Genomic DNA, 12,556 nt, shown 5'->3' on the forward strand with positions numbered 1-12,556 from the left:
TGTGAAATTTATTACATTAGTGCAACCACAACCAAACCAACATGAAAAAAATCTTGGACCGCAGAATAAAGATGATATGGGATTTTCGTGGACCCGGTGCAGCCAACACCGCTCAACACTATCAAAAACACTTAGAAGAGTTTATTGTAATTGAGGAGCTAAAATTTGACATTACCGGAGTAAAGCATTTCAGTGAAACTCATAGTATTACCTATATGGTGGTAGCAGAGTTTGAAATGGGCGAAGTCCGAGATATTCTTAAACCACATAGAGGTGAAGTTTATTTGGATGATACTTAAATAACTTCTATAAATAATAACTAAATATATTACATGCCGAACAAATTTGCCGTACTTATTATAATACTGTCCTTTTTGGCCTTTTCTTGCAGTGAGGTAAAAAATACAAATCCTTTAGATGAGATTCTTGCTTCTGAAAATTCTATGATAAAAATAGTCATGGATAGCTTGGAGCAACATGAAGTTCAAATATTGTATACACGAATTGATAGGAAAAATGATACCATCCAGTTTACGGATTTTGAATTTCAGGTAGATAAGGATAATTATTTTTATCCTGCCAGTACTGTCAAGTTTCCCGCAGCGGTTGCCGCGTTGGAAAAACTCAATGAAATAGATTCTCTTGCTATGGGCACCCCTTTTTATATTGAAGGAGATTCTATAGAAACCAGTTTTACTAAAGCCATTTCTGAAATATTTGCAGTCTCGGATAATGCCGCCAACAACAGGTTGATTGAATTTTTAGGTCAAGATGACCTAAACAATCGTATGAAATCCAAAGGGGTTGGACCCATCCGTATTGCACATCGTCTATCTACTCTAAATGCTGATGAAGTAACCACCAAACCCTTGATTATATATTTGAACGATTCCACAACGGTTACCGGTGTTCCTATTATGAATGGTTTTCCCACTCCTATAGAATTGAACAAAACCTTAAAAGGCAAAGGTTTTTATGCTGATGATTCACTTTACCATGATCCTTTCGATTTTTCATTAAAAAATTATTATCCCATTGAAGCCCAACATGCTCTTTTAAAAAAAATTATTTTCCCAGAAGCTTTTCCAGAGGAGCAACGATTTAACTTAAGCCCAGCGCAACATAAGTTTTTACTCAAGACCATGCATGCCCTTCCTAAAGATTTGGGTTATGATAGTGAAATCTATTATGATAGCTACGTAAAGTTTTTAATGTTCGGTGATTCTTCGGAACCCATACCTGAACATATTAAAATCTACAATAAAGTAGGTTATGCCTATGGAACACTAACTGATTGTGCCTATATTAATGATGAATTGAACAATATAGATTTTATGGTCACAGCTACTCTTTTGGTCAACAAAGATGGTATCTTTAATGACAATGCCTATGAATATGATGAAATTGGAATACCTTTTTTGGCACAATTGGGCAGGGAATTGTACAATTATGAATTAAACCATAAGCGATGAGCAAACTGACTTTTGATTGTTTCACAAAAAAAATCTATATCAAGGCCTCTGTGGAAAAGTTGTACTGGTCTTGGGGAACCTCTGAAGGAATAACTTCGTGGTTTTTGAGTGAGGCGGACTACAATTCCGCTTCAGGAGAGAAACGGGCCATTGATGAAAACATTCAGCCAGGGGATGCCTATACTTGGAAATGGCACAACTGGGACAGCAAGGAGATTGGAAAAGTCCTGAAGGCCAATGGAACTGATTTTTTGGAAATTTCCTTCGCAGATAGCAAGGTTTCTGTATCCTTAGAGGATTACGACAAAGCCGTTTTGCTTACGTTAAAACAGTATGAAATTCCAATAGATGAAGAAAGCAAATTAAGTATTCATCATGGCTGCAGCAATGGCTGGACATTTTGGTTGGCCAACCTAAAAGCATATTTGGAACATGGAATATTGCTCAACGAAACCGAATTCGATTTAAGAAATATTCCCCTATCCGGTTACGAGTTTGTGAATATGTAGCAAATCCTTATCCTTCCAAAATCTTGTTAGGTGCTTCCCATTTTCCATTAAAAAGCAAAACCTCATCAAAATTCACCCCTTCTATAGGTTTGAGTATCTCATTTTCAGAATCCCATTCAATTCTTCTTCCCAATTTCCAAGACAATCCAGCCATGTGGGCAGATATTACTTCCTCGAAACCTTCTTTGATTCCGCAACTTACCTTACCGCCATTTTTGATAACACTTAACCACTCCCGCATGTGCAAAAAGGTTGAATCTACCCGAACTCCGTCAATATAAGTCCACATAAGGCCTTTATCGGCAAAATATTGCGAAGTCGCCGATGATATGGCATCTGGAACATTAGCAGCAGGATTGTACTGATAAATCGGAATATGCGGCTTCATTTTTTCCGCTTCCAACATATCGGCATATCTGGTAGATGCAGTATCAGGCCAAATTGTAAGTTTGTTGCCCAATTCCATGGTGGCATCATGTCCCATTAAAATGGTTGGTCTGCCAAATGAATTTCCAAGAGAAGCACTATAACAGAACGTCATTCCTTTTTCTTTTCCTTTGGATTGACTGCTACCTGTTGAAAATCTAGGAAATTCCATATTTACCTGAAGTACGTCGGGTACGTTCCTACCGTCATTATGGGTATAAATACCTCCGGATGCAGATACGGCATCTGGGATGCCCATATTAAGCACACAGTTCAATCGGTCGTAATCATGCGTTAGTAGGTCGCCTGAAAGTCCTGAACCATAGGCCCACCATTTGCGCCATCTAAAAAAATGGTTTTTGTTAAATGGAATTTTAGGAGCCGACCCTAAAAACTGTTCCCAGTCAATGGTCTGAGCACTGGCTTGTTCATGAATATCATAATTCCATGCTCCGTTATCATCGTTTCTATTGGTATTGGTCTGTATCAAGGAAACATGGCCCAACGTACCTTTTTCCACAATATCTCTGGCCGTTCTAAAACTCAAAGTTTGTCTATGCTGGTGCCCAACCTGCAAAGTAGCTTTAGATGCCTGGGCTGCTTCCTTCAAGCGATAGGTTTCTTCAACCGTATGCGTCATGGGTTTTTCCACATAAACATGCACATTGTTGTTTAATGCCTCAATGGCCATTGGTGCATGCCAATGATCTGGTGTAGCAATAACCACCGCATCAATTTCCCCACTATGAATCATTTCTTTATAAGTGGTAAACCGCTTAATTTTATTTTCTGGTGTCGAAAATGATCTAAGGGCTTTCTCTGCCCTAACATCAAAAACATCGCAGATTCCTGCCAAATTCACATTGAGTCTGTCTTGAGCCAAAAAGTCTTCCAATACTTTATTGTTTGGGTCTTCTTCCTCCGCCAATCTCATTTCCTCTTTCCATTCGTCCGTGGCAAAGCCCAATGATCGGCAGAGTTGCTCTCCTCTGATCCCAAAACCAATTATTCCAATCCTAACCGGGTTACCGTCAATTCCAGGGATAGCTGGAGGCAAAGATGGACTTATGTTCAATTGATTTAAAATCTCCGATCTTTTCTTTTTACGGTTGACCACTGAAGCTGCACCGGCCCACCAGACAGCACCCAAAATGGGAAGTCCCCCTAAACCTTTCAATAAATCTCTTCTAGTCCAGTTCATTGCTATTGTGTTTTGGTTAATTGTCCTTTTCTAAAATGACCCAGCCCAAAAAAGTGGGCAGTTGGATAGTTATAAATTAAAATACAGGCTGCCAATTCAATTAGATTTTTGTTCACCAACCAGTAATTGCCTTCTACATTGATTTGTTGCACTCCTGGTAATGACGGATGGGCCAGGTAATAAAGACTCAATAGACCGATACCGACCAAGGCACCTTTTTTTTCAAAAATTCCAAGAATGAAGGTAATCCCTACTACCAATAGAGCTGTAACATTCATGGTATCCACCCAATCTATCAATGAAGGAGATGTTAAGGAATGAAAAATGGATTTGAAAGGTCCTTGGGCAGAGGCAAGGTATCCGAACGAAGTCCATTCTGGATTGTACAATTTAACAATACCTTCGTATAAAAAGTGCCATCCAATCAAGATTCGCAAAAGTGTAATGCTGATTTTGACCCTACGGTCGTGAGCTGTGGTGACCATAATTTGGTGTTTTTGATTAGTATTGAACCTATCAAATCTACAACAAACTCAAAAAAAGTATTATGACATTTATCAAAAATATGTCTTCACGAGCCTGCTAGGATTGGCTTGGTATACCATAAAGATCAAAATCGGAGGCATCGGTAATCTCAATATCAACAAAACCACCAACTTTTACGTAATGTTTGGTGGCATCAATGAGTACTTCATTATCCACATCAGGAGAATCAAACTCTGTTCTGGCCACAAAATGGTTGCCTTCCTTGCGATCAACAATACATTTAAAGGTCTTACCTATTTTTTCTTGGTTGAGTTCCCATGAAATTTGGGACTGCAGTTCCATAATCTCATTGGCCCGTTGCTGTTTTATTTCTTCAGGGACATCATCCTCCAAGGAATAGGCATGGGTATTTTCTTCATGGCTGTAGGTAAAGCATCCCAAACGCTCAAAACGCATGGCTGCAACCCAATTTTTTAAGATTTTAAAGTCTTCTTCTGTTTCACCCGGGTATCCAACGATCAAGGTGGTCCGAATAGCCATTTTGGGGACAGCTACTCTAAAATCCTGCAGCAACTTCGTTGTTTTTTCTTTTGTGGTACCCCTTCTCATACTTTTTAAAATGGGGTCGGCAATATGTTGAAGTGGAATATCGATATAATTGCAAATCTTTGGTTCGTTTTTCATCACTTCCAAAACATCCATTGGAAAACCCGTAGGAAATGCGTAGTGCAAACGAATCCATTCTATACCTTCTACCTTTACCAAAGCTTGAAGCAATTCGGCCAGATTTCTTTTTTTATACAGGTCCAATCCATAATAGGTCAAGTCTTGAGCAATTAGGATCAATTCCTTTACTCCTTTGGCAGCCAGCTTTGCTGATTCTTCTACTAACTCTTCAATAGGTTTGCTTTTATGCTTACCGCGCATTAAGGGAATGGCACAAAAAGAGCAGGGCCTGTCACAACCCTCTGCTATTTTTAAATAGGCATAGTTTTTTGGGGTTGTGGTCAATCGTTCCCCAATTAATTCATGTTTGTAATCAGCTCCCAAAGCTTTCAAAAGGTTTGGAAGATCGCTGGTCCCAAAATATTCATCCACATTAGGGATTTCCTTTTCCAAATCCGGTTTGTACCGTTCGCTAAGGCAACCTGTCACAAAAACCTTGTCCACATCTCCGGCTTCCTTTTTTTGAACATATTCCAAAATAGTGTTGACACTTTCCTCCTTGGCATTTGCTATAAATCCACAGGTATTGATGACCACCACGTTGCCCTCTTCCTCATGTACCACTTCTTTGTTATTGGCCTTTAATTGACCCATGAGCACCTCAGAATCGTAGACATTTTTACTACAGCCAAGTGTAACCACATTGATTTTGTTCTTCTTAAGGGATTTTGTGCGCATAATTCCTGTAAATGGGGTGCAAAAGTACAAAAGTTAATCCCATTAAAACTATCAGGTCAATCCTTATAGGTTTCAGGAATTTTGCGTGCTTTGACCAAGGCTTCAAAAGCAGCCCCAAGAGTGTATAATTTTCCTTCTTGGTATTGCTTTGCAATAAAAGTCAAATTAACAGGTTCTCCCGAATCTTTGTACCCCATTGGAATGGTTAAGGCGGGATATTCTGCTACGGCTGCAGCTCCAGCATCATAGTTATTGATGGATAAAACCGCATCCAATCGATGTTCTCGCATGGGAATATCAAAATAGGTTCGGCCGTTGGTTTTCAATGTTTTTTTGATGCTTTTAAGCCCCTCCGCAGATGTAGTGTCGTTTAAAATACCATCAAAACGGGCTTGCCCGTATGGAATTCGCTTCAAACTATCTTGCAGATTGAATTCCGCCATATCTTGCACAGTTTTAAGATGAAGAGAACCCTTATTCTTTATCTGGGTTTCAATATAGTCAGGCAGGTCGTTTTTCATATCAATGTTCAAAATGGAAAGAAAGCCTTCAAATTTCACTTCTGGTGGTTCAAATTCAATAATGGTAGCACCAGCTGCTTTCAATTTCTCCATGGTTTGAACATAAATGGAATCGCTTTTTATATAGTTTTTGAAAGCTCCAAACCTCTTGCCCTTAAGCGTAGATTCTTCTGCATACCATTTCTCTGGCCAATCTGCCTGCACCGATTTATCATCAGACTCGTCAAAACCACGCATGGCATCCAACAAAATCCCATTGTCAATTACATTTTTGGTCATAGGGCCAGGGGTATCCAGCGTGCTGGAAATAGGAACGATTCCCGTCCGACTTAAAAGACCAACGGTAGGTTTCATACCTACTACGGAGTTTTGACCAGATGGCGACAAAATAGAACCTGAGGTCTCCGTACCCACCGCTGCAACGGCATAATTTGCAGCTACCGAAGTTCCACTGCCCGCGCTTGAGCCTCCTGTATCAAAAACGCGACGACCATACGGGTTCAACGTTTGACCTCCCACTGCACTTTGTCCGTTTGGACAATCACAAATAAAATTTGCCCATTCGCTAAGATTTACTTTTCCCAAAATAAGAGCGCCATTCGTTTTTAGTTGGTTTACTATAAAGGCATCGTCTGTCCGATTGTCTTGAAAGGCAATCGCCCCGGCCGTTGTATTCATTCCTACAACGCCAATATTGTCTTTTAACAGTATGGGCATCCCGTAAATGGGATGATGGCCATCGGAATTGGCATCCAACCTTTTTGCTTTATCCAATATAGTTGGGTTCAAGGCTATTATTGTATTGAGTGTAGTTCCATTGGGCAATTCATATTTATAAATACGATGTAAATAAAAAAGAACCAAATCAACATAAGTGAATCTTCCACTTGAAATATGTTTTTGAATGGTCGGGATATCCTGCTCCAAAACCAAGGGTTTCATCATTTTATAAGTTTCCTTTGGAAATTTGGCAACCTCAGCATATAAAGGCGTAAAAACTTCATTCTTATCCAACACTTTGGACTGAATAAACTTGTACCGCATTCGCTCCTGTTCATGATTGGCATTCTCAGCAACTTCCGCTGAATCATTGTAAGGAATCCAAAGTGGTTGTTCTTTTTCAATTTCCTCAATTTCTTCAACATCAACTAGTACAGGAGACTCCTCAGTTTTATCCTTTGCATCTTTCTTTTCCAAAAATTGACAGGATTGCAACATGAAAAACAGTAGTAATAAACTTAAAGCTATTCCATTGGTATTTCTTCCCATAATTATTTCTGTTTTACCAGTTGTTTCCAGGCATCAATATTTTTCTGGTTCATTCGCACGAACTCGTCTTTTCCAAGGGAATCCGCTATTTTCAATGATTTTTCTGCAGATTTGACTGCAGACCCATAATCCCCAAGCTTTTCTTCCACCAAAGATTTTACCCTATGAGAATAATAAGTGTCCCCGCCCAACTCCAAGGCTTTGTTCAAATAATCCAATGCTATTGTATAATCAACCCCCTGTTCCTGCAAATAGCGAGCCGCCTCATAATACGTTTGTGCTGTGGGATTTTCCGCTAGCTGTTTGACAATTTCTTTTTTCATTTGGTCATGGGTATCCACTTCAAAAGGAACGGTTGCCATGGTATTGGCCCAAATCAATTTCATATTGGCCGTATTGTGGGTAATAGAATCAAAAGTGATTAAAAAATTCTCTTGATGATATGGTAATTCTTGAGGCATAACCGAAATACGAAACAAATCCTCTTTAGGATTGTAGTTTTTTCTGCCATCTCCCCAATGTTCGGTATTGGTATGAAAAACCACCTGCCAAAATTCTTTCTCTGGAAAAGCATAAAGGGCATAAGTACCTTTTGGTAAGGTATTCCCTATCACTTTCATGTCTGAATCGACCTTGATTTTGGTACTCTCATTTGCGCCAACCCTCCAAATTCTGCCGAACGGCACAAGTCCACCAAAAATTTTCCGCCCTTTTGTTGCAGGGCGTGAATACTTCACGGTTATTTTAGACAAACCAACCTCTTGCTCAACCTCAGAAAATGGACTTGCTTTAGGATGATTAATCTGAGCCATGCTTTGCACATAACTAAAGAGAACGACGAAAAACAGGACGCGAAACATCATAATGTCATTTTTAATCAATCTCTATCTCCCAATCATCTGTCCGAAAGGCAGAAGCTGGCAATCCGGCGCTATTGACAAGATTTGGAAGCGCTTTATCATAAAAAGCAAATCTTACCGCCACAGGTTCTTTCACTTCTTTAGCGTATACTTCAATCTGGTTTCCTTTAATTCTAGCTTTTGCTTCAACAAATTGTTTGTCCACACCAGCTATTTGGAATTCTTTCAATGTTTTTCCTTCCATTTTTAAACCATCTTTAGCATAGTCAAAAGACAGGATAATTTTATTCCTTTTGATTTCCATGCTCTTGTACACAGGCCCACTATATACCACATCTTTTACGCCATAAGTTTTGGCCAAGGCCCAAAGGGCCAATCGTCTACCAACTTCTTGTTTATTGGTAGGGTGAATATTTTTTAAGTTGCCGATGTCGTTGGTGACAGCCATTCCCGTATTTGGCACATTCAGCATGGTGTACAATTGGGCATCGCGTACCACGGCAGCTTTGATATCTTTTTTGTCTTTTTCATAATCGTACGGGGCAATCTGAGCAAAGTAAAACGGAAAATCTTTCTTCCAAAGATTTCTCCAGGTTTTAATTAGCAAGGGAAAAGATTTATAATAAGACTTCTCATTGGCCCGGTTTGATTCTCCTTGATACCAAATTGCCCCAGCTATATTAAAGTTCAACAATGGATGGATCATCCCATTGTATGTTGCTCCCGGCAGATGAGGCCACCATTCATATTCAGAAATTTGTTGAGCCGCAGCTTTAAGTTCACTATCATCTTCTATCAAAGCTTCAGGTATCCAAACCTCTACCGGGGTGCCTCCCCAATTAGAGCTTATCAGACCTATAGGTACAGATAGATTTTTATACAGTTTTCTCCCAAAGAAATAGGCGACGGAACTAAAGTTCTGCATGGTTTCTGAAGAACAAGAGACCCATTCGCCTGGAGTATCATCTTGAGGAGTGGAAGACTTACGTTGCGGCACCTGAAAGAAACGGATATCAGCATAGTTTGCATTTTTTATTTCTTCCTCTACATTGTCCAATCCCATATTAGGCGTCCATTGCATGTTGGATTGGCCTGAAGCAATCCAAACCTCACCTATCATAACATTGGAAAATGTAATTTCTTCGTGTCCCTTAATGGTCACTGTGTATGGCCCTCCAGCAACTGGAGTAGGCACTTGTACAGACCAGATACCTTGATGAGCTTTGGTTGTAACCTCAACATTATTCCATGAACCGATAATTGTAATGGTTTCACTGGTAGCCGTTGTCCATCCCCAGATGGTTGCCTCAGATTGCTGTTGCAGTACCATGTTATCCGATAGAATTGTGGGTGTCCATATTTTGGCAAAACTGAAGTTGAACAGCAATACAAGTATTAAAAAGAGTAATTTTTTCATTTCATTGTGTTTTTATGGTTGGTTGATTTTATCAAATTGTTTTCGAATATACATGGCCCATGTTTCATAACCTTTGGGTTGAAGATGAATTCCATCGTTACTGAAGTCCTCATTTTTAAGGGTTCCATCTTCATTGCTGAAATACTGTTCCAAATTATGATATTGTATGTTCCTGGGATATTTAAATCTTCCAAGCTTGGCATGGATTTTTCTATACTTTTCCCGCCTATCGGATGTTGGATCCAATCCGGTAGGAAGTGGACCAAAGAAAAGTATGGTTGATTTTGGAAACTTTTTCTCCGTTATTTCCAATGTTTTTTTAAGTCCTTCTACAATCTCATCAACAGAGTCCTCTGGAAAATTATTCACCCCAATGGCCAAGCTAACTATTTTAGGTTTGCAGGTTTCATATTTTCCTTTTTCCAATCGCCAGGCTATGTGTTGAGTTCGGTCTCCAGAAATTCCGGCTCCAATCCATTTTATGCCTTTAAAATGTGCTTCAGCAGCTAGCTGCCCTGGTTTGTATGTAACCCAACTTCGAGGGCCACCCCAACCTTGGGTTATGGAGTTGCCAATCAACAATAAATCTACGTCACCAGAAGCTTGGCATAAAGAATCAATTTGTTTGGCCTGGGACCACCAACCCCTTCCCTCTATCCATCCCGCACCGGAGCGATATTCTGAACCCGGAGCCGGAATTGTAGCAAAATTGGTTTTTTGACCAGTAGCTCGTAAAATAAAATTGACAATGGGGGTTGGGTTTTGCAAGCTATGTGGATGGTGTCCAACACCATTTTTGTAAATCGTTTTGATATTTCCTCCAAGCTCTTCAATTTTCTTTGCAAACAGTCGCGTATTTTCATCCACAGGAACCACCTCATCAGCTTCTCCACACACATGGAGCATTGGAATGCCAGATTTAGCAAAGAGTTCAGCTTTGCTAATGGGCCATCCTTTAAAATCAGCTCGAAGTGTGTCAGAATTCAATCCATATCTCATTTTGGCCTGCTCCCAATCCGTTGAACTACCCTTACCTACGCCAAATCCTCCAGGCCAGCTTTGAGCATCCAAAACTGGAGCATCTGCATAAATACAGGCCACTTTATCCAAGTTTTGTGCAGCCCAATTATACACAATCAAACCTCCCCTGCTCATTCCTTCCAAAGCAGGTTTTTGGCTTAGGCCTGCCTTTGTCATGATATCGTAACATTTGTTCCAACGTTTCACTGCTTCAGGATTGCCAAAATAGGTCCCAACCTCGCAGTAAACTATATGATAACCCCTTTCCAACAGCGCTACATCGGTCTGGGGTTCATGTCCAAAAAAGCGCGCCCTCCAAACCCAAGGTTTATCTTCCAAAGTTCTTTTGGGTTGAACAATTTTAAGTTGAAGCCCCTCAAGCTCAAAATCATATTGGGCAAAACCATGAAAATTTGACTTTTGGGCATCTTTAACCTGCAGTGTTTGTATCAAATTAAAGGTATCCGGGAGTTGTTTTACCGCTTCGTAAGCCCGCTTGGCCATTATTGTAGCTCCTAGGGAAGAAGGATGTATTTCATCAGGCATTAAACCTGGGTTACCTACAAACAATTGGTACAAATCAATGGTTTCCAAATTTAAGTCATACGCCACCTTTTGGGTTATGGGTGTGATTTCATCTTTGATGATTGGATTCCAAATACCAGTACTATCATTTGAATAAGAAGGAACAGGTAACAACAATACAATTCTGGCTTTTTCATTTTTATTTCTGAAAGACGCAATGAGTGATTTGTAGTTAGATTCAAATTCACCCATATGAACTCTGTTTTGTTGCTTTGCATCATTGGTTCCAAGCTTTATAAATACAATATCCGGGTTGTAACTCAATGCTTCCTGATATTGTTCGGTTTCCCAATAGGGAAAGTCTCCATTTTTGAGCAATGTTCTTCCATTGACCCCGAAGTTTTTAACCTCATAAGCATCACCCAACATATTTTGTAGCTGAGCAGGATAAGCATTGTTTTCCCGGTCTGCCATTCCAGCACCATAAGTAATGCTATTTCCCACACAAGCTATCTTTACAATCTCCTTTTCTTGAATTTGTGATTTTTTCTTCCCATTACAACCACAAATTGTTATGGCAAGGATAAACAGGATGCTGTATTTTCTCATTGTTGATTTTCTATTTTGGAGTCCCCAAAAGGTATAACACCACACCAGGACCAGATTTCACTCGTTCAGTTTCCCAATCATAGGTGTCTTTGTTTTCCAGTTCGTTGACCAATGCATTCATTTCGTTGACAGAGTAAGTGCGCAATGACGAAACCACACCATCCCAGAGTACAAACAATGGAACAATAGGAATTAGATACGTAAAAATTAGTCTACCTACCTTAAAAGGCCTTATAAAAAGAGTAGTCAATAAAACAGAAATAGGCGAAAAAAGCATGGCCAAGATACTTGGCACACTTCTTTCCTGTGCCTCAAAAATGCCAATAACGCTTTTAGTGTCAACAGCATTTTGTAATATCTGTTTGGCATCCTGTGGTTTAAAATGATGTAGGGACAAAAACTGCGTTCTAAAGCCCTTTAGACTTTCTGGTACTTTCTTAGCATCAATGGATGTCGTTATGAATTCAAAATTATCCGCCTGTTCTTTAGTGTATTCAAAGGCTTTTAGGTTGGGATAATAATCTGTCAGAATAATTTTTAGATCAGGATTGGTTTTCTTCAGTTCGGAATTCAACCAAAGTAATCCACCTCCCCCACCTGAGCCCAAATCCACAATTGTATTTGTTCCGTCAGCATTGAGGCCCTTTTCTAGTATAGGGATAACTGGCTTGTAGAGTTTAGTCTTATTGGATAAAAATTGAAGGAAATCGGTACCATAATCGCGTAGAAAACCAGGAAACCATTTTTGGTCTTCAAATTCGAACAAATGCATTCTTCCCATGATTTAGTTCTAGGTCGACTAAATTTAGGAAATATTTGGCTATCTAGAATAGGTTT

Annotated in this window: 11 protein-coding genes; 3 read left to right on the forward strand and 8 right to left on the reverse strand. The window is 39.6% G+C overall.

Annotation, left to right across the window (positions count from 1 at the left end; genetic code table 11):
• Window positions 1–41: 41 nt before the first annotated feature.
• Genes CRO15_RS19300 through CRO15_RS19310 form a run of 3 tightly spaced genes read left to right on the forward strand, consistent with a single transcriptional unit; the run spans window position 42 to window position 1,981 of the window.
• Window positions 42–299, forward strand: a complete 258-nt coding sequence (locus CRO15_RS19300) for a hypothetical protein (RefSeq protein ID WP_097047492.1) — start codon at window positions 42–44, stop codon at window positions 297–299.
• A 33-nt stretch (window positions 300–332) separates the two neighbouring features.
• The gene (locus tag CRO15_RS19305) at window positions 333–1,472 is read left to right on the forward strand and encodes a serine hydrolase (RefSeq protein WP_097047493.1); all 1,140 of its coding nucleotides are present in this window, start codon (window positions 333–335) and stop codon (window positions 1,470–1,472) included.
• Window positions 1,469–1,981 carry an SRPBCC family protein gene (locus tag CRO15_RS19310; protein ID WP_097047494.1) on the forward strand — a complete coding sequence of 171 codons (513 nt, stop codon included), beginning with the start codon at window positions 1,469–1,471 and terminating at the stop codon, window positions 1,979–1,981. The genes CRO15_RS19305 and CRO15_RS19310 overlap by 4 nt, the downstream gene beginning before the upstream one ends.
• Before the next feature lie 7 nt (window positions 1,982–1,988).
• Here CRO15_RS19310 and CRO15_RS19315 read toward each other — a convergent pair whose 3' ends face one another.
• The 8 genes from CRO15_RS19315 to CRO15_RS19350 form a co-directional block, all read right to left on the reverse strand.
• Window positions 1,989–3,608: a Gfo/Idh/MocA family protein gene (locus CRO15_RS19315; RefSeq protein WP_097047495.1), complete on the reverse strand. Its 1,620-nt coding sequence runs from the start codon at window positions 3,606–3,608 to the stop codon at window positions 1,989–1,991.
• A gap of 2 nt (window positions 3,609–3,610) precedes the next feature.
• The gene (locus tag CRO15_RS19320; protein ID WP_097047496.1) at window positions 3,611–4,093 is read right to left on the reverse strand and encodes a DoxX family membrane protein; all 483 of its coding nucleotides are present in this window, start codon (window positions 4,091–4,093) and stop codon (window positions 3,611–3,613) included.
• 97 nt (window positions 4,094–4,190) lie between these two features.
• A complete protein-coding gene (rimO, locus tag CRO15_RS19325; protein ID WP_097047497.1) occupies window positions 4,191–5,498 on the reverse strand; it encodes a 30S ribosomal protein S12 methylthiotransferase RimO in 1,308 nt (435 codons plus the stop codon).
• 56 nt (window positions 5,499–5,554) lie between these two features.
• Window positions 5,555–7,288 (reverse strand): amidase family protein, encoded by a 1,734-nt coding sequence (locus tag CRO15_RS19330; RefSeq protein ID WP_243397029.1) that lies wholly within the window; start codon window positions 7,286–7,288, stop codon window positions 5,555–5,557.
• A gap of 2 nt (window positions 7,289–7,290) precedes the next feature.
• The gene (locus CRO15_RS19335) at window positions 7,291–8,100 is read right to left on the reverse strand and encodes a DUF2911 domain-containing protein (protein ID WP_243397030.1); all 810 of its coding nucleotides are present in this window, start codon (window positions 8,098–8,100) and stop codon (window positions 7,291–7,293) included.
• A 61-nt stretch (window positions 8,101–8,161) separates the two neighbouring features.
• Entirely contained in the window at window positions 8,162–9,565 is a 1,404-nt protein-coding gene (locus tag CRO15_RS19340) for a sialate O-acetylesterase (RefSeq protein ID WP_097047498.1), read from the reverse strand.
• 12 nt (window positions 9,566–9,577) lie between these two features.
• Entirely contained in the window at window positions 9,578–11,719 is a 2,142-nt protein-coding gene (locus CRO15_RS19345; protein ID WP_097047499.1) for a GDSL-type esterase/lipase family protein, read from the reverse strand.
• A 10-nt stretch (window positions 11,720–11,729) separates the two neighbouring features.
• Window positions 11,730–12,500, reverse strand: a complete 771-nt coding sequence (locus CRO15_RS19350) for a hypothetical protein (RefSeq protein WP_097047500.1) — start codon at window positions 12,498–12,500, stop codon at window positions 11,730–11,732.
• Window positions 12,501–12,556: the final 56 nt, after the last annotated feature.

The organism is Flagellimonas pacifica (assembly GCF_900215465.1).
In the GTDB taxonomy this organism is placed as follows: Bacteria; Bacteroidota; Bacteroidia; order Flavobacteriales; family Flavobacteriaceae; genus Flagellimonas; species Flagellimonas pacifica.

Coding starts and splice junctions, on each gene's coding strand:
- CRO15_RS19300 (WP_097047492.1), top strand. CDS start 42: ATGAAAAAAATCTTGGACCGCAGAATAAAGATGATATGGGATTTTCGT.
- CRO15_RS19305 (WP_097047493.1), top strand. CDS start 333: ATGCCGAACAAATTTGCCGTACTTATTATAATACTGTCCTTTTTGGCC.
- CRO15_RS19310 (WP_097047494.1), top strand. CDS start 1,469: ATGAGCAAACTGACTTTTGATTGTTTCACAAAAAAAATCTATATCAAG.
- CRO15_RS19315 (WP_097047495.1), bottom strand. CDS start 3,608: ATGAACTGGACTAGAAGAGATTTATTGAAAGGTTTAGGGGGACTTCCC.
- CRO15_RS19320 (WP_097047496.1), bottom strand. CDS start 4,093: ATGGTCACCACAGCTCACGACCGTAGGGTCAAAATCAGCATTACACTT.
- rimO (WP_097047497.1), bottom strand. CDS start 5,498: ATGCGCACAAAATCCCTTAAGAAGAACAAAATCAATGTGGTTACACTT.
- CRO15_RS19330 (WP_243397029.1), bottom strand. CDS start 7,288: ATGGGAAGAAATACCAATGGAATAGCTTTAAGTTTATTACTACTGTTT.
- CRO15_RS19335 (WP_243397030.1), bottom strand. CDS start 8,100: ATGGCTCAGATTAATCATCCTAAAGCAAGTCCATTTTCTGAGGTTGAG.
- CRO15_RS19340 (WP_097047498.1), bottom strand. CDS start 9,565: ATGAAAAAATTACTCTTTTTAATACTTGTATTGCTGTTCAACTTCAGT.
- CRO15_RS19345 (WP_097047499.1), bottom strand. CDS start 11,719: ATGAGAAAATACAGCATCCTGTTTATCCTTGCCATAACAATTTGTGGT.
- CRO15_RS19350 (WP_097047500.1), bottom strand. CDS start 12,500: ATGGGAAGAATGCATTTGTTCGAATTTGAAGACCAAAAATGGTTTCCT.